Below are 21,519 nucleotides of genomic sequence, written 5' to 3' on the forward strand. Positions count from 1 at the left end.
AAAATTGACCATATAACAAAAATAAGCCATGATTAAAACCACTACTTTTTGGTCAAAATAACCATAAAAATGGAGATCTGATGAGAAAAGACAGTTTAGTTGGGGAATCTGATGCATTCTTATCTGCGCTAGACCATGCTTCACAATTAGCGACAATTGATAGACCGATACTGATCCTTGGTGAAAGAGGAACAGGTAAAGAGTTAATTGCTCAGCGTTTGCATTTTTTATCTAGACGCTGGAATGAGCCATTGATTAGTTTAAATTGCGCAGCTCTAAACTCCGGAACTCTCGATTCGGAACTTTTCGGCCACGATGCAGGATCTTTTACGGGTGCAAAGCAACGTCATCAAGGTCGATTTGAACGTGCCGATGGCGGCTCTTTATTTTTAGATGAACTCACTACTGCTCCTCTTACTGTACAAGAGAAGCTACTTAGAGTGATTGAGTATGGTGAATATGAACGAGTTGGTGGCTCACAAACATTAAAAGCCAATGTTCGTCTAATTTGTGCTACTAATCAAAACCCTCAAGAAATGGTTAATGAGAAAAAATTTCGAGCAGACCTATTAGATAGACTCTCTTTTGATGTCATTCATCTACCACCATTACGATACCGTGAAAACGATGTTTTATTACTTGCAGAACATTTTGCCATCAAAATGTGTCAGGAAATGAATCTGGCTTATTTCGCTGGTTTTTCGCATCAAGCTAAACATCAAATTTTAGATTATGGCTGGCCAGGTAATGTTCGCGAACTTCGTAATTGTATTGAACGAGCGGTATTTAAACATAACCATGAAGAAGCTCAGATAGAATCCATTCAAATAAACCCATTTATTGCACCTTGGGAAAATGCGCCAACAAAAAATTCTTCAACTATAATCAACAAGACGGTAACGCAAGATAGCAAACCATCTTTACCTTTGAATCTAAAGCAATTTCAATTAGACCAAGAAAAAGAATTACTGCAACAAGCATTAGTTGAAACACAGTACCACCAACGAAAAGCTGCTGAAGAATTAGGCATTACTTATCATCAATTTCGTGGATTATTAAAAAAACATCAACTCTTGACCACAATCAAGGGATATTCTTAGATATTTGAGTGCAGAACCAGTCACTTGGGTATAAAATGGCAGGTTCATTAATTTAAATCGATAAAACTACGGTCATTATGAAGATTATTGCGCGCCTACTCATAGCTGCTACTGGATTATTTAATCTAACGGCTTGTTATGATGCGGGGATCAAACAAACGATTCATGACACAGGATTCATTTATTGTGAATCTGGAAATGTGGATTTTTTTAACCCACAGATTTCTGACGGCAACAGTATTCTTGAGGCTATAAGCGCTCAAATTTATGACCGTTTACTTATCATAGATCCTGTAACGCAAAAACCTTCAGCTAACCTTGCAACCTCTTGGCAGGTTGATGATACAGGCACAGTTTATACATTTGATTTAAAGCAAAATGTTCAATTTCATACAACCGAATGGTTTACTCCAACTCGAGCTTTAACTGCTAATGATGTGGTATTCAGTTTTAATCGAATCTTAGATAAAAATAACGCATTTCATAACGTTAATTCAGGAGACTACCCTTGGTTTAACAGTATAAACTTTTCTCAAATGGTTACGTCTGTTGAAGCAATCACACCTCATCAGGTACGCTTCATTTTATCAACACCAGACAACACCTTTTTATCGGTTCTCGCAGCAAGCTATGCCGTTATTCATTCAGAAGAGTACGCACAACAATTAGCTGCAATAGACGAAAAAGCATTAATTGATGTGGAACCAATAGGAACAGGTCCATTTAAATTAGTTCAATTCCAAAAAAGCGAATTAGTCCGTTTAAAACGTCATGATAGATATTGGCAAGGTCCTGCGAACATGTCTCAAGTTGTCTTTGATATTTCTAGCAGAGGAACAGGCTCTTTAGCAAAACTGCTGCGCCAAGAGTGCGATGTTGTTGCTAACCCAATATCAAGCCAGCTACCAATCATTATTGATAATGACGCATTGACTTTGTACTCACAAACGGCAATGAACGTAGCTTATATCGCTATTAATATGCAAGAGCCTATCTTACAAGATCAACGAGTTCGAAAAGCGCTCAGTTTTGCTATCGACCGTTCTAGCCTAATTAATTCGGTTTATTACAATTCAGGAATTGAAGCAAAATCCATTTTACCTCCAGCATCATGGGCTTATGGTAACGATAATTCACACATTCGCTATGATCTCAATTACGCTAAAGGCTTGTTACGAGAAGCTGACGTTAAAGATGGGTTAGAACTCACCATGTGGGTTCCACTGGATAATAACTCATACAATCCAAGTCCAAAAAAATCTGCAGAGATTATTCAAAGTGACTTTGCAAAATTAGGCATAGATTTAAAACTGATCACCTCTGATATTTTAAATCCGAATGAACTAAAAGATGCTGATATCGATTTGGTGCTGACTGGCTGGAATGCAAACAGTTCAGATCCTGATTCATTACTCAGACCGTTACTTTCGTGTGATGCTAAACAAGCGGGTTTTGGTGTTGCAAACTGGTGTAACGAGGAGTTTGATCTGTTATTAGATTTAGCTAAAGAAACAAATCAACCAAGATATCGTATTAATATTTATCGCCAAATCCAAAATGTATTAAGTGAAGAATTACCCGTTATCCCTCTGGCTCACGGTGTTAAATATCAAGCAAATCAATCTTCTTTAACAGGCTTCACATTAAGCCCTTTTAATACTTACTCTTTCCATAACGTTGTTAGAGTTAAGGAGTTGAACTAATGTGGATTTATACCATTAGACGCTTTAATTTATTTATTATTACCCTACTCATTTTAACTCTGATTGGTTTTAATATTTTACGTCTAGATGAGACATCAGCTTGGGCGCAAACACCTTTTTTATCTGGTTGGTTAACTTATCTTGGTCAACTATTAAATGGTAATTTAGGTGTGAATCAATATGGCGTAAATATGCTTGATGAAATACTTCGAGTCTTCCCTGCCACTATCGAACTTTGTTTCTTTGCTTTCTTTATTGCTCTGATTATAGGTACGCCAATTGGTACTATTGCCGGAATGCGTAGAGGTAAACCGTTAGACACACTAATCTCATCCATCGCATTAGTTGGTTATTCAATGCCTTTATTCTGGATTGCATTGTTAGTGTTAATGTTTTTCAGTTTACAGCTAGGCGTTACTCCAGTTTCTGGTCGTTACAGCTTATTGTATGAATTCGATGCTAAAACAGGATTTGCCTTCATTGATGTACTTGCCTCAAAATCGCCTTATCGAGCAGAGATGCTTGAAAACATTATTCAACATTTAATTTTGCCTACATTAGTGCTTTCTATTGCACCAATGACCGAAGTTGTACGCTTGATGCGATCGTCTGTTGCTACAGTCATTACACAAAACTACATCAAAGTAGCACATACTAAAGGCTTATCTAAATTTGAAATAATGGTCAAACACATTATCCGTAATGCCTTACCTCCAATTATTCCAAAATTAGGGGTTCAATTATCTGGCTTGTTTACCGCTGCGATCTTAACTGAATCGATTTTTAATTGGCCTGGGGTTGGACGTTGGTTACTCGATTCCATCATTAATCAAGACTTTGTCGCCATTCAAGCTGGCGTAATTACTGTTGCGTCGTTCATTTTATTAGCCAACATTTTATCTGATTTACTGGGTGCAGCAGTTAACCCGTTAGTAAGGAAAGAGTTCTATGCTCTCAAATAGTGTTTATCAAGAAGAACATATCCCTACTCAAATGGAACGTTTCTGGTTGAGTTATCGAGCGAATTCACTCGCTATGTTTGGTTTTTGGTGTTTATTACTGATTGTTATTATCACACTCAGCTCTCCATGGTTAAGTCCATATGATCCACAATGGCAGTCAGATTATTTACTGATGCCTCCATCATGGAGTTCTGAGGGAGATGTTATCTTTTTCTTAGGTACTGATGATCTAGGTAGAGACATCTTGTCACGATTACTCATGGGTTCACAATTAACCTTTGGTTATGCGGTTATCGTTGCCCTACTATCAGGTTTTGTTGGCTGTGTAATTGGTATTTTTGCTGGTATGACAAAGGGTTTACTGTCCAGTACATTAAACCATTTGCTTGATACCATTTTATCAATCCCATCTCTGTTGTTGGCGATTATTTTCGTGGCATTTTTAGGATTTGGTGAATTCAATATTTTATTAGCCATTTGGTTAGCACTTATCCCTCGATTTATTCGAGCTGTGTATACTGCCGTTCATAACGAAGTAGAAAAAGACTATGTACTTGCTGCTCGACTGGATGGTGCAAATAACTTCTATCTCCTTTGGAATTCAGTACTTCCAAATATTCTTACTGTAATAGTAGCTGAAATGACACTCGCTATCTCGGTAGCCATTTTGGATATTACAGCATTAGGTTTTCTTGGTTTAGGAGCGCAAGCACCTAGTCCTGAATGGGGAGCCATGTTAGGTGATTCAATTGAATTAATTTATACCGCACCATGGACAGTGACGTTACCCGGTATTGTGATTACCTTTACAGTTATTATCATTAACTTAGTTGGTGATGGTATTCAACGTGCGCTAAATGCGGGGACTGAATAATGCCGTTATTAGATATTCGCCATTTAACCATTGAGTTAGAGACACCACAAGGCATGGTAAAAGCGGTAGACCGTATGAGTCTAACCTTAAATGAAGGTGAAATTCGTGGTCTTGTGGGCGAGTCTGGCTCAGGAAAATCTCTTGTTGCTAAAGCCATTTTAGGCATTACTAAAGACAACTGGAAAATTAGCGCAGACCGCATGCGTTTAGGTAATATCGACTTATTAGCCCTATCACCTAAAGAAAGACGTCGCGTTATCGGGCGTGAAATGGCAATGATCTTCCAAGAGCCTTCTACCTGTCTCGATCCGTCAGAACAAGTGGGTAATCAATTAAAAGAAGCGATTCCTTCTAAATATTTTACCGGCAGTTGGTGGCAACGATGGAATTGGCGTACGAAAGGCGCAATCGCCCTACTCCACAAAGTTGGTATAAAAGATCATAAACGCATTATGAAATGCTATCCATACGAATTAACGGATGGTGAGTGTCAAAAAGTAATGATCGCAATGGCAATTGCCAACAAACCACGTATCTTAATTGCTGATGAACCAACCGATGAATTAGATGCGGTGACACAGTCACAAATATTCCGTCTACTAAGTCGAATGAATCAGGTTAATAACACGACAATTTTATTAATCAGTCATGACTTAATCACCCTCACCCAATGGGTAGATAGAATCACGGTGATGTATTGTGGCCAATCCGTTGAATCAGCTTGTCGTAAAGACATTCTTGAAGCACCAAAGCACCCATATACTATTGCATTACTACGTGCGATGCCTGATTTCAGCAAAGACGGGATCCCACATAAAGCCAAATTAGAATCGTTACCAGGTACAATTCCGCCGCTACAACATTTACCCATTGGTTGTCGACTTGGGCCTCGCTGTCCGTATGCACAACGTAAATGTGTTCAAGTACCAGAAAGACAAAAAGTAAAAGATCACAAATTTAGCTGCCATTTCCCATTAAATTTTGAGGAGAAGAAGAATGACTGCGCTTCTTGAGGTTACTGATCTTAAAAAAGACTATGTATTTCGTACTGGATTATTTCGTAAACAAGTACGTGAAGCCGTTAAACCTGTTAGCTTTTCTTTAGAAGCAGGACAAACTATTGGCTTTATTGGTGCTAATGGCTCTGGTAAATCAACACTTGCACGTATGCTAGCTGGAGTTGTTGAACCAACCTCTGGGATCATTAAAGTTAATGGTGAAGTATTAGATTACAAAGATTTTCAAACTCGCTGCAAACTGATTCGGATGATTTTCCAGGATCCAAACTCATCATTAAACCCTAGAATTCAAATTGGTCGTATTTTAGAAGGACCATTAAAACGTAATACCAGTATGTCACCAGAAGCTCGTCAACAGCGGGTAAAAGATACTTTATTACGAGTTGGCTTATTACCGGAACATGCATATTTCTATCCGCAAATGCTTGCAACAGGCCAAAAACAACGTGTTTGTTTGGCTCGAGCATTAATTCTTCAGCCATCAATTATCGTTGCTGATGAAGCTTTAAACGGCTTAGATATGGCAATGCGTTCTCAAATCATTAATTTGTTTTTGGAACTGCAACAAGAAATGGCCATTTCATTTATTTATGTATCACAACACATTGGTGTGGTGAAACATATTACCGACAAAGTAATGGTGATGCATGAGGGAGAAGTTGTTGAAAAAGGCTCAACACAAGAGATCTTTTCTAATCCTCAACATTCAATCACACAGCGTCTTTTAGAAAGCCATTTTGATGCTCCAACTCACGATAGAAAACAACGCATCAGCGCTGCGACACCAAAAATCGAATGCTAAAGGGTAATAATGAATAAAAAAGAAATAGTTAAAACCCAAAATATCACTATTGATTACAGCAGTTTAACTGTTGTAATCAATAGTACTAAAGAAGAAATAAAAATGAGCCTTAACGAAGCTAACTTATTATTTCTTCTTTATAGTAATCCAAATAGAATTTATACAAAAGATGAAATATACACACAATGTTGGAAAGATGGTTCCGTTGCAAATAGCGTCGTGACTCAGACAATATCATTGCTGAGGAAAAAATTCTTAACTCATAATATCTCAATCATCGATACAATAAAAAACAAAGGTTATAAATCAGGAGATCGTCTACTCGCAAAACCAATTAAAAGGTTCTATTTGCTCTTCTCTTCAGTGCTTATTCTTGTTTCCCTTTTCTTAATCTTCCCTATTTTCAAACAAGTAGCACCTAACTCAATAACGCAAAACCTTAATAAAGTATCAGATAATATATATATGTTATCCACATCTAAACCTATTGATATAGAAAAATTAAATATTCAATCTAATTACTTATACTTTTTGCATCTTGGTGAAGATAAGTTATCTTTATCTCAATGTTTATTTGTCGAACATAAATGTAATGATGTTACGAACAAAATTATTTTTCTAGAAACAAATGAAGATAACGTCGAAACACTAATAAATCAAAATCTTACGAGCAACTTGAAACAAGATAAGCACCCTGTCATTCAAAAAGATACCGATCAGGATGGTAATTTTAATCTTCATACTAATGTTCAATTTACATCAAATGATGATAAAGATTACATTGCATTTGCGACATATAATTTCTATTTTAATCTTCAAGAAGATAAAAGCTATGACTTAGATATGTCAATTAACATCTCAGAAACTGGATATAACGGGAAGTATACTTATTTTAGTGATTTTAAAGCTCAATTTGATAAAGATACCTTAATATCAAATGTCATTAATGAAGATGAACAAAGTAGCTTAATTCAGCATGGGCATATTGAAGATCAAACGAAGCTAAAAATGTTCCCCAAAACATTCAAAAACGACCATAAGTATAACTACCTGCACTTTTATATTATAGATAAAGGCTTCAGTCTTACTTATAGTGAACAACAAGATATTTCATTTATTGTTAAAGAGTTTTATTAAAAGGCACACCATAGCAGCATACCTTTGCTGCTATGGCATTTAGTTTACTTATTTCTTTGTATCTTCTTTTTTTGACGTTTGATTAAATGGAAAACAAAACACTTTATAAAGGAAATCCCTCTCTTCCACAGTTAAACCATTAGAAATAGACGCTTCTTTCTGAGGATCGCCTGTTTTTTTTGTATTACTTTTCATGAGCTTTATCTATTAAAGTGAAAAATTTAAGTTGCTCTACTTGTGATGTTGATAACTCAGATAACCTATCAGCGTTAGAGCTGATTTTATTCATTTCATTAATATTTTTATTAATGTTCTCCGTCATTAAATTAATACTTTCGCTTATAGATAAAATGGCCTGATTTTGCTCATTTGCAGCGGTCGCAACTTCTGTATTTGAGCAAGTTATCTCTTCTATTTCTTTCGATATATCAAGTAATTGTGAATTTGTTTTCTCCGTCATTTCTTGAGTTTCATTAATGATCTTGATTGATTTAGAAACAGATTCAACCACATCATTAGATGTACTTTGCAAGCGATCGATAACCTCTTGAATGGTTAATGTTGATTGTTGCGTTTTTGCAGCAAGCATCCTAACTTCATCAGCAACGACAGCAAAGCCTCGCCCACTCTCACCTGCTCTAGCCGCTTCAATCGCTGCATTTAATGCTAATAAATTAGTTTGGTCTGATATTGAATCTATAACCGTAATAACCTCACTAATTTGCTCTGATTGGACCTTTAATGACTCAACTTCTTGAGCGGTTAACCCCATTTGTTTCACTAACTCTTGACTTAACTGGCTGCTTACTGAAGCCGTATCTGAACCTGAGCGACTTAAATTCAATGCCTCTTTTGCTCTTTCATCTGCATTCATAGCAACGTGATCAACTTGAGTAGCTGCTGCCGATAATTCAGTAACAGCCGCTGCAATTAATTCAATCTGAGACTTTTCTTCTAATATATTCTTTTCATTCGTATTCATTAATACATTAAGGCTTAATGAAGACGTAGACACCTCTGAAGCAATATCACGTAGAGCATTCACTATCTGATGTAAATGATGTGCCGTTTTATCTGTATTTTAGCAAAGCTCAGCGACTTCATTACTGCCAATTAAGTTATTCAACTCATTCAGTTTTCCTTCAGAAAGAAACTCAATTTGATCCTTCAAGATCCTTATAGGCATCACAATCGTTCGAATCGTAATCCATGTAATCAACATGGTTAATAACGTAAAACAAATCATAGAAATAATAATCATTTGCTTGCTAGAAAAAACAAGCTCAATACTATCTTTTGATAAAGTACTGCTAATTTCATTAATCCTTGAACTTTGATTTTTAATCAAGTAATTAATGCTATTTTCAATTTTAAATAGATCCGATTTATTGTTATTTAGATTAGTAATTAACTCAGAAAATTGATGATAAATTGATTGTAAATTACTAATATTTAATTGTATTTTTCTTTTTGCATCACTTTGATGAATATCATCAATTACTTGGTTTATTTTGATAAATTCAGCATCAATAATCTCAAAATCTTCCTTATCTATATTAAAGTTATATAGCGAATTTAACTTTATCTGTAATATTTCAGATGAAGAGTACAGTGCCTCTTCCATTTCGATCCAATGATGTTGCTCATTATCCTTAACTTCTTTACTTAAAAGCTCTATTGAGTCACTTAGATAAGGTAACTTAGCCCATTCCGTTTGCATCTTTTTTGAAATGGTTTGATTCGACTCAATAATGTCTTTCATGTTTTCCAATAAAACAGAAACTTTGTTTAAATCAGTAATCAATTGCTGTGTTGTATGCTTTTGATCTTTAATCTTGTTGTGCTCTTCTTCAATATAATTGAAATCATAATTAATCAGTTCAATTTGTTCAAAAACATAATCATCCACATTTTCTAAGGCTTCTGGATTTGATAAAGAACGATTAATTTCACTAAATACCTGCAAAATTTTTGTTTCACTGCTAGATAGATGAGTCATTTCTTGCAAGCGAACATTTAGTACTTCTGAGTTCTTAACCGATTGATTCATCGCTGATGAAATGATCAACATAGATATAATCATAACCATAATAGCGAAAAGCGGAGGAAAGAGTATTTGATATCGTAGAGGGATATTCAGTAAGAAACGATTAATAGCATTCATATAATAACTCTATTTATGATTTAAAAGGGAGTCGGATTATATGGATACCAGTAGTCGTCTTCAAATGAACAAAAACAAAGGAAAAAGTAGTTAGTTATTTTAAATCAAATAGTTAAATCTAGTTATCCTTGTATATTTTAGAAGTTTTTAGGCATAAAAAAAGACAAGTGTAAATTTAAAGATTACACCTGTCTAATTCCTGATTTTTAATTGAGCTTTTAATTTGAAACTAAAATAGCTTTACTGTTCAATCCACTCTCTAAAGTTAAAATTAGCATCTGGGTAGGTTCTTCATTTAACTGCTCCCCTGTCCAGAAATCTCGCCAAATAGATGGCTGATCAGCAACAAGGGTATGTTCCATTGCTTCATCATCATAGTTAAATAGACAATGCAATTCATGCTGATGATTGAGTGTTAATGTGCAATGCTTATTACTCAATGAAGTAAACTGAGCCGCCTCTTGAGTTAAACGAAGACGAGACAAAATATTCTTCCATGTTTTCTTTGCGAACTTATTCAAATCTGGTAACGGATCACCAGACAATGCAAGTCCACCAGAAGCTAAAATCACATTTCGGTGAAATTCATAATATTTTCGTTCAGTCCCTTGATTAGACAATGAGATCAACGTGACACAATCAGGATCGATTTGCCACAATTTACGATGCTGCCAGCTACGGTAAAATGTCTCTTTTGCAATCTGTTCAAAACGTTGAGGGTTACGTTCGACATCATCAGAAACTCGCATTGCATCAACTAAACCCAACGATGGCCACATTGGCGCATTACAGCCAAGAACTAACGCATCACCAGCCCCATTTGTAATCGCTTGCATACCTAATCGATATGCCTCAATGCCCGTAATCCCAGATTGTATTCGCTTACCTTTTAGTGTTCCCCAGTAGTTAGCATCCAATTTAAACAGTTCTACTCCCCACTCTTCCTTCATGGTGTGGATAACCTCTGTTAAATGAATTTGAACTTCTTGTTTTGAAGTATCAAGGATATACCAAGGCGTACAACGCCAACCGCCATAAGTAATATCTTCTGCTTTTAATAATTCACCATTTTCGTGATGAACAAACCAATCTGGATGATTTTTAAAAATGTCTGATTCAGGCTGTGCAATAAATGGAGCTATCCAAATAGCCGGTTTCTTTCCTTTCGCTTTTATATCTTGTAAAAGCGCTTTGATGCCATTAGGAAATTTATCTGAAGGGGTTAACCAGTCTCCCATGAAGGCTTGATATCCATCATCAAGAAGCACCCACTCAAATTCAGAGTCTTTTTGGCACATAACCTCGACATTATCTAAGACATTTTTCTCTGTAACGTCTGCATAGTAGGCGTACCAGGAGCACCAGCCAATTGGAGCATCTTGTTTTACTCCTGGTCGAATTGGGTGCTGCTGTTGTACTTTGGCTGCATAAAGCTCATATAACTCAGCTAAAGAGTCAGCCTTAATAACCGTTAATGACTCCATTCGATTACTAGCCCAATCTTGCGGATGAGTAAATTCACCATCAAGAAATGCCATCACATTCATTGCTCCTTGATATTCATGTATCTCGAAATAACCAGCAAATCGATAACAAGAAGTAAAACCAAAGAGAGTAAATCCGTCTGATTGTTCAATCACTAAATAATTATAAAATCTTTTTTTTGCGCGATCCGAATAAATTCGATAACTAGGGCTATTATCAGGACAGCGGCCGATCTCTTGTGGTGAGTCGACTTTTCCGCCTGTCTGAGCAAGCATTTGAAAACCATCACCCAAAATTTTTGCATCGTGCTCTAATTGGGTTGGAAATTGCAGAATAAGATAATGATCATTAATTGGAAGATTATGAATACCTGAAAAATGCATCGATATTTGATCATTTTGGAATTCATAAATTAAATCGGTTTGTACCGGGATACTTTCTTGTCCACATAAGAAAAATAGTGGGTTCATCATTCACTTCCTAGTGTTGACTGCTGTATTAACTAAAATCAGATAATTCTGTAATTTGCATAGAATACTACTATTAAGAATACAATCAACAAGAACAAATAAAAGTGAAAGTCTTGATGGTTATTAGTATTAATTATATGAATTACATCAACAATAGAGAGTGGTTATTTTACTTTTTTAGGTAGCCTTACCCCATCAAATTTAGCGTTAATTATTACAGTTCAAGCTCAAATATAATTAATATATATTCGATTTCTTCGTCTGTAAGCCCTAAAGCCAGCAATGATTCTTTGCTAACAGTCGTAATATAATCGTTGTTTATATTATTCATAATGATTCCAAAGAATGTTAATCAATAAGATGAGGAGCAGACAACCTTGGCTGCCTGCTCGGTTTTCGTTATAATTTGAAGAACAATAATTGCTCTCTTTGATTCTCTGATAACTCTGACAAGTGTTGACTTGCTTGAGTTGACTCTTTGATCCCTTCAACATTTTGACTGATAGTCTCAGTGATCATATTTACATTTTCGCTAATAGATTCAATTGCACGGTTTTGTTCATTAGCTGCTGTAGCCATCTCTGAATTCGTAACAGAAATGAGCTCAATTGACTCTGAGATATTAAGCAATTGATTATTTGTATCAATGCTCATTTGAGCTGTTTGATGAATCATGTCTATCGATTGATTTACTGATTCAACAACATTCAATGATTTTTGTTGTAGCTCATTAATGATATTTTGAATGTTCTGAGTTGATTGCTGTGTCTTTGCCGCTAATACACGAACTTCATCTGCAACAACCGCGAATCCACGACCACTTTCCCCAGCTCGTGCCGCCTCTATCGCCGCATTCAGAGCAAGTAAGTTCGTTTGTTCAGAGATTGAATCAATCACTGTAATAACTTCGCTAATACGATCGGTCTGATCTTTAAGTATCATCACCTCGCCAGAGGTTGCATCCATTTGAGAAGCTAAATCTTGGCTTAATTTTACGCCTTCAGAAGCAGAACGAGCGCCATCACGGCTCATCGTCAATACTTCTTTTGCTTTCGCATCTGCTTGGTTAGCAGATTCATCTACCTGATTTGCGGATGCAGCTAATTGCGTAATTGCAGTTGCGATCAAATCAACCTGAGATTTTTGATCTGAGGCATTAGCTTCACTTTGTACCATGATTGCTGCTAGTTCTGTTGATGAAGAAGAGACTTCCTCTCCAACATTTCGTAGATTACTTATCATTTCTTGCAAACGAATGACAGTGCCGTCAGTATTTTTACATAGCTCACCAATTTCATTATCACTTGATTGCTCATTTAATGAGTCTAAGCGACCTTCTGAAATATCAGACATTTGTTTCTGCAGTATTAAAATCGGTCTTGTCACTATTTGCGCAATAAATATTCCGATAATCAACGAAATAATAACTGTAATCGTAATTGCCATTAATAATAGATTCTGGCTTTCTGATATTAATTGCATGTTATGATCTGAAATTTTTCCATTCATTTCAGTTAAACGATTTTTCTCATCATTTAGCTCTTGATAAATAAGACTACCAAGTTCAGTCAATGCTTTCTTATTTTTATTAATATCAGCCGTTGCATTCCATAAAGACATATTTAATTCTGATTGAACCTTAAATGCGGCAACCAGAATCTCTTTCGCTTTTTTATTTTCTAACGGTGCAATTAATTTTGCTAGTGCTTCAAAATCTTTCTCAACAAGTTCAATTCTTGGTGTCTTACTTACTGATGTATATAAATCATCATTAAATAAAGACGTCATTTGAATTTCAATTTTAGCAGCTCGACTATAAACCTCAGGAACAACCTTGCTCCAATACTGCTTTGATTCTTCACTTTGAGATGCCGTGAAAATTAGTTCACTTGCTTGTTGAATAGGCGTTGTTAAATACAGTGAATTACCCCATTCCTCTATTTTCGCATCATTTGATTTAGAAATGTTTTCAGCATATTTTTTATAGCTATTAAGCTGTGAAATCAGAACGTTGACTTCAGTTTGAAGTTGTTCTGGTGTTTTCACCGCCGCTTTCATTTCTTGTAATTTACGCTGTTCCTCTACCATGCTTTTAAAATTAGCACTGAGTTCAGCAGAAATTCCATCAAAATCAATTGATTTTAATAGTTCATAATTAGTGAAGCCTGAAGACACGCTTAATCGTAAGAAAAGAAGACGTGATTCTGCAATTGAAACGTTGCTCAATTGAAGGCTACGGTGATCAGAAATCTGAACATTTCGGTTTGTTGACTCTAATTTAGAGTTAACCAGATAAATCGCTACCACCATGACTATAATGGTTGCTAATACAGGGACTAATATTTGATATTTTGTTTTTAGATTAGTTAATAATTTGTGTGACATTCTTGCTATATCCTGCACATTTCACGCAGTGTGAAATTTCGGCGAGAGAATAATACAAGTTTATGATTTCTCATAGAGAAATAACGCGAGTTTAGAAAAAAAACGATATTAGATAAGTCTTGTGAATGTATTATTTGATTATCAATTTAACTTGAATATATATATTATAAATCATGAATTATATATATAAAAAAAGCACCTAAATTAGGTGCTTTTTAATATTATTTATTATTATGATTACTCAATAATAATTGGACCACCGAATGACGTTACTGGTGGAACTTTACCTGTGAACTTCTCATAATCAACCAAACATGTGTTTGCAGATGTCGCCTGAGCTAGCTCAGATGATGGAATATCTTGCGTTAATGTGTTTGGATCACCGTAAGTACAAATAGCACCTACTTTCTCGTTCAATGGACCGTACCATGCACCTTCTTCAATACGGATAACACCACGTGGGTAGCTATCAGTTAGAACAGCACCAGCTAGTAGTTGACCACGATCGTTAAATACGCGTACTAAATCACCATCTTTGATGCCTTTTTCTTTAGCATCTTGTGGGTTTAAGTATACCGGCTCACGACCTTGAACTGTGTAAGTTGCACGGAACTCTTCTGAATCACACATTTGTGAGTGCAGACGTTTGTCAGGGTGACAAGATTGCATCCAGAATGGGTGTTTCTTAGAACCAGGACCACCATGTGAACGTTCTGATTTTTCGAACCACATTGGGTGACCTTGACAGTGCTCATAACCGAAACGTTCAATCTTACGACTTGAAATTTCGATGAAGCCTGATGGTGTACCTAATGCGTTAACTTCAGGATCTTCACGGAACGCAGCATGACGTACCCATGGCTTACCTTCACCGAAATCTAGAACGCCTTTTTCCCAGAACTCATCAAACTCAGGCATTTCAAATTTGCCTTCATTCGCTGTGCGACATTCAGCATAAAGTGAACGAACCCACTCCATTTCATCCATACCACGAGTGTATTCTTTATGACGGCCAAAACGACGTGTTAGCTCAGTCATGATCTCGAAGTCTGATTTTGATTGATACAGAGGATCAACCAGTTTATGCATTGCAATTAGACCACGAGCAGAGTATGAACCGTATTGGTCAATATCATTACGTTCCCATTGCGTACACGCTGGTAGCACGATGTCTGAGAAACGACATGTTGCAGTCCAAGTGAAATCAATTGTTACAACCGTTTGAAGTTTTTGGAACGCTTTCTTCATACGGTTACGATCTTGGTGGTGATGCCAAGGGTTATTACCAGAAATAACCATCATTTTGAAATCAGGTAATACAACTTTAGAACCGTTGTAACGGATCTCTTTACCTGGTTCTAATAGACAGTCGATCCAACGAGCAACAGGAATTGTGCTGCTGTAACCGTTGTAGTCATTGTTATTCCACTTAGGCTCATGACCTTGGTCCACGTTACGTGGGAAACCACCAGGACCAGAGAAGCCTGTTGATGGAACACCAACACTTGAGTAGTGGTGACTGTAAGATACACCACCGCCAGCTAGACCGATTTGACCAGTCATTGCTGATAGAACTGTACCCATCCAGTATGGTTGTTCACCGTGTTGTTGACGTTGAATACACCAGCCAAATAGGATCTGTGTACGACCAGTAGACATCATTTTCGCGAATTCACGAATTTGCTCTGGTGAAACACCACAGATTTCAGCAGCCCACTCAGGAGTTTTAACTACTTTATCTTTAGTCTCACCTAGTACGTATTGCATGAACTCATCAAAACCTAAACAGTAAGTTTCGATGAACTTCTTATCGTACATGTCTTCTGTGTATAGCGTATACGCTACAGCCAGCATGAACGCCACATCAGATTGTGGGTTAATGTACATGTGGTCATTCTGTAAGTAACGCTGTGTTTTGTTCTTAACCGGGTCAACAGAAAGTACGTTGATCTCACCTTTCGCTACTTTTTCTTTAAGTTGCTCAAGATATTCGTAAGATTCATGAGTTTCACAGTTCCAACCTACTTGTAAGTTTTTAACTGGATCCGTTGCCCATAAGATAATGTTGTCTGAGTGTTTTAGGATCTCAGACCAAGATGTACCTTGTGCGTAAACTTCTGTAGAACCAAGTACGTATGGCATGATCGTTTGACCAGCACCCGTAGAGTAGTCACCTACTTTCTTGATGAAGTTACCGTGCATACCAACGGCACGTTGCATTTGAGCTGTACAGTTGTGGAAAGAACCTGTTTGGTTCCAACCTGTTTGACCTGCGTGTAGAGCCCATGGACCGTAGTCTTTTTGAACGCGCTCTAATTCACGGTAGAAAAGGTCTAGTGCTTCATCCCAAGTTACACGGATAAAACGGTTGTTACCACGAGTCTCAGCTGAGTACTTGTGTTTTTTCAACCAATCAAGACGAACCATTGGGTAACGTACACGACTTGGGCTGTAGATAATACCTTTGATACCATTCAACATATCTGTTGGGTATTTATCTAATTCAATTGCTTTAAGCTCTTGAACTTTACCACCGTAGATGTGTGCACGGAATGCACCCCAGTGTGAACCAGACGTACGCCATGTACCTGTAGTTTCAGCTGCATTTGCTTTTGAAGACATTAGTAGGCTTGGACCTACTAAAGATACTGCACTTGTTGTTGCAACACCTTTTAGAAAACTTCTTCTGCTAATAGACATATTCTATCTACTCCAATTAATTCTTAGTGTTTTTCGTCAGAAAAATCTGAAGAGTGTTTTTGTAGGTATTTCAATACAAGTGACTTGCTGTCTGTATCGAAGTTAACGAATGCCATCATACCGTCAAACATACCAGGCCATGTGTTTGAATCGAAGTGTGCTTCTGCTGGCTGTGTGTGACATACAGAACAGTTAGTTTTGTATGATTCTTCAGCTTTCTGCCAAACCGTTGTGTAATCAGGCATGAAGTCTTCTTTCTTCATCCATAGATTCACAGTAACACGCTGCCAAGGTAGACCTGTTAATTCATCTTCTTTAGTTTCAAATTTCTGAACAAATTTGTCGTTTTGAGATACGCTCTTAAGTAAAGAACCTACAGCGATGTTCATACCAAAATCTTCTTGGATAACACGACCGAAGCCTTTAACTTTACGCCAACCGTCGATAGCAACTTTCATCGCATCACCTTTCTCTTCAAGTACAGTTACTTGAGATGCTGGGTTTAATAAACCAGCTTCAACAGTTAGTTTTTCATCTTCATACATTGGTAAGTGACGAACAGAAACGTAAGTTTGGCCATCTTCATACTTAGTATTGCCCGCAAGTTGAGTTAACTCGCTGATCATGCCACCAGAGCTGTCCATGTTTGCTGGAAGTTTGTGTGCGATACCTTTGTGACAGTCAACACAGCTTTGATCTCGTTCTTTTGCACCTTGCATTTGAATACGAGCCGTTGGCTGCATTTTAGAGAAATCCATGCCGTCGTAGTCGTGACAGTTACGACATTCAAGAGATTTGTTTGCGCTAAAGCGATCCCACTCGTGTTGGGCTAAGATGATACGACGCTCTTCAAATTTCTCTGGAGTATCAATAAAGCCGAATACGTGTGCAAATACTTCTTTACTTGCTTGCATTTTACGAGCAATTTTTGAAGTCCAATCATGTGGAACGTGACAGTCTGGACATGTCGCACGTACACCTGAACGGTTTTTATCGTGAATAGTACCAGCGTATTCTGGTGCAATGTTGTCTGCGTGACAGCTTACACAGAATTCTTCTGTATTTGTTGCTTCTAAAGCAGTGTTAAAACCACCCCAGAAAATCACCCCCGCAACGAAACCACCAAGGGTTAAAACACCCAAGCTGATGTGAACACTCGGACGTGCAAAAACAGCCCAAGCTTTTTTAAGTAATGACATCATAATTGTATCTCTTCTAATAATTCTAAATCGTTAGTAACAGCATTCTTTATATAAGAATTAACCGCCGTGACCTGGCATTCCAAAAAACAGCATCTGCATGAACCATACAGAGAAACCGTAAGCACCAACCACACCCACACTTAAAATTGGGAAAAGAACAACTGTGATGAAGAAAAATGCTTTCCATTCAGAAGAGCGTTTATTTTCATCGCTTTGCTTTACTACATTGCTCATAATTATATTCCTAGTTATTTTTCTACTGTTTAAATATAGAAAATGTTAACAACTTGTCGAACCTATTTGCCGTAAATTTTAATCCCTCACAAATAGTGCTTCAATTAAATTTTGAAGATAAGTCCTTTTATCCACTACTTTTTTGAGCTCATCCAGAGATGTATTTAATTGAAAAATTAAATATAAAAATATTAATAGATGTGACAAATTAATTTTATGTAGTAATTGTTAATAATGTTAATTACCTCTAAAGAGTAACCGGATAAAAAGCCTTTAAAAATTGATTTAAATCAATCTTCATGGTTAATCCACACAGAGTAGCACATAAAAATCAGGATACAGGCTTTTTTACTAAGCAATGTCGACAAAGGCATGTTGATGTATCAGATGTAAGATTTACACTGCGAGGTTCTAGCTCAAAACACCAGCATGTTTCTTTTCCCATTTTAATATCACATTGCGCTGACTCACCACACTCGGGGCATAAATGTGTCTGTATTTCACCATCAAGAATCCCCATAATCTTGTCCCTCCCCTCATCACCTAAATCTCGCCATTCCAGAACTTCTTTCATAGTGCGCTTACATCCAATGCAAATACCACCTTCATTTTTACACGCTGCACGACAAGGGCTTTTCATCTAACTTCTCTCTATATCTTTAAATCCCAGACAACTCATGGGATAATCATTTCAATTCTGCAAATATCAATTAGGAACAACATATGGCACTGAGCTTACAAGAGCAAATGCTAAAAGCTGGGTTAGTGAACCAAAAGAAAGCAGCAAAAGCAAAAAAAGCATCTAAGAAATCAAGAGTTCAAAACCGTGAAGCAAAAGCCGCGGTTGAAGCAAATAAACTTGCTCAAGCAGAAAGAGACAAAGAGTTAAGCCTGCAACAGAAACAAGAAAAAGAGCAAAAAGAATTAGCCGCTCAAATTAAGCAACTAATTAGCGTAAACAAAATTGATCGTACACATGGTGATATCGGTTATAACTTTACTGATGGTACGTTAGTGAAGAAAATTTATGTTGATAAAGCAATGCAAGATCAACTAGTTGCAGGTCGCCTTGCTATCGTGAACTATAATGATGATTACGAAGTCGTTCCCGCTGGTGTTGCTGACAAAATCACACTTCGTGATGAGTCTATCGTAGTATTAAATAACGTTATTTCTGAAGAAGAAAAAGACGAAGATGACCCATACGCAGAGTTTGTTATTCCTGATGATTTAATGTGGTAATTCGATGAGTCGTAAAAAGAAAGTTAAAGACGCGATTTTAAAAAAGCACCGTAAAAATCAAACCAAACAAAGTCGCGCAAACAAACCTAAATATATCTCGAAAGCAGATAGAGAGAAAATGGAACTTGAAGCAGAACAAACGACTGAAAGTTTGACAGACACAACAGCTTCTGAAGACTAAGTAATCTCAACTCAGTATAATAAAATAAAAGCCCCTAGGAGCTACACTCTAGGGGCTTTCTTATATCACGATGATGATGACATTAATATTGTCTTTAAATTAGCTAATGAAGTGACATCATAAGTTGGCTGTACGCCTTCAGGACATGACTTACTATGAACATTAAGCCAACATGTATCGATGCCAGCATTCATTCCACCTAATACATCAGAGTCTGGATTATCCCCAACCATCAATACACGCTCTAAATCAACCTCACCCATCATTGAAAAGCTATGTTCAAAAATACGTTTGTCCGGTTTTGCTACGCCTACTTGTTCAGAAATAACAATGAGTTCAAAATAATGACTAAATTCGGTTCTCTCTAAACGAATTTTTTGTAACTCTGTAAATCCATTAGTAATGATCCCCATTTTTACATTATTTGCTAATAACGTATCCAATAAATCACGCGCGCCATCTAACGGTTCACATATTTCAGCCATCGCCATCATAAACGCACTATTCATTGCTTTTGGCGTAACACCGACTTTATTAGCCCAATACTCAAAACGAGTCTCTTGTAATTGCTGCGCGGTAATTTCATTATTTTGATAATCTACCCACAGTGGCTTATTCACTAGCTGGTATTCAATAAACTCTTCTTTACCAAATTCAACACCATAACCTGCAAACATGCGTTGCAAGCCAGCAAAAGCGTCAAAGTGAAACAAAGTTTCATCAGCATCAAATAAGATCCATTGGTACTTCATTATGTTTTCCTTATTTTGAACATAGATCAGACTGTGTCACACTGACCCCTTTAATTTGAGCGAACCAAGACTGCCCTATGTCTAACTGCAACTCATCACGTGCCCAAGGTGTAATATTTGCCCATAACACATGACCCGATAAATTTAACTTTACCGCAACAACATCATTCTCTTTATCTTCAGTAAGATCTTCAATGACAACCGGAAGAATATTACGGATTGAACTATATTGAGGCTGCTGTTTAATGAGCGAGACATCATTAGCGCGGATACGCAAACGAATTTTTCTTCCCTCTTCAATACAATTACAAGGGGACTTAACCCAAATACCTTGCTGGCTATTATTGAGTGTCACTTTGGTCATAGGATGATCTGAATGTAGTTCTGAAATCGTTCCTTCCAGTAACGCTGAATGCTCTGACGCGTTTAACCATGGTCTCATTAATGGAGAGCTCCAAACAGAGGTAATATCACCGGATAAACTGACTGCTCCTTGATTTAACAGCACCATATTATCAGCTAGTCGTAAAATCTCATCTAAGCTATGTGATACATAAAGGATTGGAATTTTAATCTCTTTTGCAAGGCGCTCTAAATAAGGCATGACTTCATGCTTTCTTGGTAGATCTAGAGACGCTAATGGTTCATCCATAATTAACAGTGCAGGTTCAGATAAAATTGCTCGTCCGATAGCTACGCGTTGTTTTTCACCACCAGATAAAGAATGTGGGTAACGAGCCAATAAGGATTCAATATCTAATAACTTCACTACATCGTTAAAATGCGGTGTTCTTTTTCCACCACAACCATACAGTAAATTACCTTCGACTTTATAATGAGGAAATAAACGAGCATCTTGAAACACATAACCGATATTACGTTTTTCTGGCGGCATCGATACTCTTGATTCTGAATCAAATAAAACACGATTATTTAATGTAATACGGCCCTCTTCTGGAGAAGTTAATCCGCTAATCACATTGGCAAGTGAGGACTTCCCAGCACCAGAACGCCCAAAGATCGCACTGATACCAGAAGAAGGAAGTGATAATTTAACGTCTAATAACAAATCACCAAGTTGTTTTTTTATATCAATCACTAACATGA

The 21,519-nt window shown here is 36.8% G+C and carries 20 protein-coding genes; 9 read left to right on the forward strand and 11 right to left on the reverse strand.

Annotation, left to right across the window (positions count from 1 at the left end):
- Positions 1-80: 80 nt before the first annotated feature.
- The 7 genes from pspF to AVFI_RS19915 all read left to right on the forward strand — a co-directional run bounded on the left by pspF (position 81) and on the right by AVFI_RS19915 (position 7,597).
- Positions 81-1,100 carry a phage shock protein operon transcriptional activator gene (gene pspF / locus AVFI_RS19885; RefSeq protein WP_012534704.1) on the forward strand — a complete coding sequence of 340 codons (1,020 nt, stop codon included), beginning with the start codon at positions 81-83 and terminating at the stop codon, positions 1,098-1,100.
- 77 nt (positions 1,101-1,177) lie between these two features.
- A complete protein-coding gene (gene sapA, locus AVFI_RS19890) occupies positions 1,178-2,803 on the forward strand; it encodes an ABC transporter substrate-binding protein SapA (protein WP_188863494.1) in 1,626 nt (541 codons plus the stop codon).
- Entirely contained in the window at positions 2,803-3,765 is a 963-nt protein-coding gene (locus AVFI_RS19895; RefSeq protein ID WP_012534674.1) for an ABC transporter permease, read from the forward strand. Before sapA ends, AVFI_RS19895 begins: the two co-directional genes overlap by 1 nt.
- Positions 3,752-4,639 carry a putrescine export ABC transporter permease SapC gene (sapC, locus tag AVFI_RS19900; RefSeq protein ID WP_054775503.1) on the forward strand — a complete coding sequence of 296 codons (888 nt, stop codon included), beginning with the start codon at positions 3,752-3,754 and terminating at the stop codon, positions 4,637-4,639. Before AVFI_RS19895 ends, sapC begins: the two co-directional genes overlap by 14 nt.
- Positions 4,639-5,652: a peptide ABC transporter ATP-binding protein gene (locus AVFI_RS19905; RefSeq protein ID WP_012535662.1), complete on the forward strand. Its 1,014-nt coding sequence runs from the start codon at positions 4,639-4,641 to the stop codon at positions 5,650-5,652. Before sapC ends, AVFI_RS19905 begins: the two co-directional genes overlap by 1 nt.
- Positions 5,636-6,460, forward strand: coding sequence for a peptide ABC transporter ATP-binding protein (locus tag AVFI_RS19910; RefSeq protein ID WP_012534873.1), 825 nt, complete (start codon positions 5,636-5,638; stop codon positions 6,458-6,460). The genes AVFI_RS19905 and AVFI_RS19910 overlap by 17 nt, the downstream gene beginning before the upstream one ends.
- 9 nt (positions 6,461-6,469) lie before the next feature.
- Positions 6,470-7,597, forward strand: a complete 1,128-nt coding sequence (locus AVFI_RS19915) for a winged helix-turn-helix domain-containing protein (RefSeq protein ID WP_054775502.1) — start codon at positions 6,470-6,472, stop codon at positions 7,595-7,597.
- Between the two features lie 48 nt (positions 7,598-7,645).
- Here AVFI_RS19915 and AVFI_RS19920 read toward each other — a convergent pair whose 3' ends face one another.
- The 9 genes from AVFI_RS19920 to AVFI_RS19960 form a co-directional block, all read right to left on the reverse strand.
- Entirely contained in the window at positions 7,646-7,792 is a 147-nt protein-coding gene (locus AVFI_RS19920; protein ID WP_054775501.1) for a hypothetical protein, read from the reverse strand.
- A complete protein-coding gene (locus AVFI_RS19925) occupies positions 7,782-8,612 on the reverse strand; it encodes a methyl-accepting chemotaxis protein (RefSeq protein ID WP_236783554.1) in 831 nt (276 codons plus the stop codon). Before AVFI_RS19925 ends, AVFI_RS19920 begins: the two co-directional genes overlap by 11 nt.
- A gap of 66 nt (positions 8,613-8,678) precedes the next feature.
- Positions 8,679-9,761: a hypothetical protein gene (locus tag AVFI_RS19930; RefSeq protein WP_236782067.1), complete on the reverse strand. Its 1,083-nt coding sequence runs from the start codon at positions 9,759-9,761 to the stop codon at positions 8,679-8,681.
- 218 nt (positions 9,762-9,979) lie between these two features.
- A complete protein-coding gene (locus AVFI_RS19935; protein ID WP_012534681.1) occupies positions 9,980-11,719 on the reverse strand; it encodes a glycoside hydrolase family 36 protein in 1,740 nt (579 codons plus the stop codon).
- Positions 11,720-12,115: 396 nt separating this feature from the next.
- On the reverse strand, positions 12,116-14,101 hold the full coding sequence (locus AVFI_RS19940; RefSeq protein WP_012535570.1) for a methyl-accepting chemotaxis protein: 1,986 nt from the start codon (positions 14,099-14,101) through the stop codon (positions 12,116-12,118).
- 237 nt (positions 14,102-14,338) lie between these two features.
- Positions 14,339-16,801: a trimethylamine-N-oxide reductase TorA gene (gene torA, locus AVFI_RS19945; RefSeq protein WP_155662685.1), complete on the reverse strand. Its 2,463-nt coding sequence runs from the start codon at positions 16,799-16,801 to the stop codon at positions 14,339-14,341.
- A gap of 23 nt (positions 16,802-16,824) precedes the next feature.
- Positions 16,825-18,003 (reverse strand): pentaheme c-type cytochrome TorC, encoded by a 1,179-nt coding sequence (gene torC / locus AVFI_RS19950; RefSeq protein WP_012535449.1) that lies wholly within the window; start codon positions 18,001-18,003, stop codon positions 16,825-16,827.
- A 57-nt stretch (positions 18,004-18,060) separates the two neighbouring features.
- Positions 18,061-18,237: a trimethylamine N-oxide reductase system protein TorE gene (torE, locus tag AVFI_RS19955; RefSeq protein ID WP_005422244.1), complete on the reverse strand. Its 177-nt coding sequence runs from the start codon at positions 18,235-18,237 to the stop codon at positions 18,061-18,063.
- A gap of 331 nt (positions 18,238-18,568) precedes the next feature.
- Positions 18,569-18,877, reverse strand: coding sequence for a DUF1289 domain-containing protein (locus tag AVFI_RS19960; RefSeq protein ID WP_188863495.1), 309 nt, complete (start codon positions 18,875-18,877; stop codon positions 18,569-18,571).
- A gap of 83 nt (positions 18,878-18,960) precedes the next feature.
- Between AVFI_RS19960 and AVFI_RS19965 the strand changes: the two genes are divergently transcribed.
- Positions 18,961-19,479 (forward strand): DUF2058 domain-containing protein, encoded by a 519-nt coding sequence (locus AVFI_RS19965; RefSeq protein ID WP_012535642.1) that lies wholly within the window; start codon positions 18,961-18,963, stop codon positions 19,477-19,479.
- 4 nt (positions 19,480-19,483) lie between these two features.
- The gene (locus tag AVFI_RS19970) at positions 19,484-19,660 is read left to right on the forward strand and encodes a DUF2986 domain-containing protein (RefSeq protein WP_012535021.1); all 177 of its coding nucleotides are present in this window, start codon (positions 19,484-19,486) and stop codon (positions 19,658-19,660) included.
- A gap of 65 nt (positions 19,661-19,725) precedes the next feature.
- On the opposite strand, the gene yjjG is transcribed toward AVFI_RS19970, so the two are convergent.
- On the reverse strand, positions 19,726-20,412 hold the full coding sequence (yjjG, locus tag AVFI_RS19975; RefSeq protein ID WP_188863496.1) for a pyrimidine 5'-nucleotidase: 687 nt from the start codon (positions 20,410-20,412) through the stop codon (positions 19,726-19,728).
- A 10-nt stretch (positions 20,413-20,422) separates the two neighbouring features.
- Positions 20,423-21,517: a molybdenum ABC transporter ATP-binding protein ModC gene (gene modC, locus AVFI_RS19980; protein ID WP_012535009.1), complete on the reverse strand. Its 1,095-nt coding sequence runs from the start codon at positions 21,515-21,517 to the stop codon at positions 20,423-20,425.
- Between the last annotated feature and the right edge of the window lie 2 nt (positions 21,518-21,519).

The organism is Aliivibrio fischeri ATCC 7744 = JCM 18803 = DSM 507 (assembly GCF_023983475.1).
GTDB classification, from domain to species: Bacteria; Pseudomonadota; Gammaproteobacteria; order Enterobacterales; family Vibrionaceae; genus Aliivibrio; species Aliivibrio fischeri.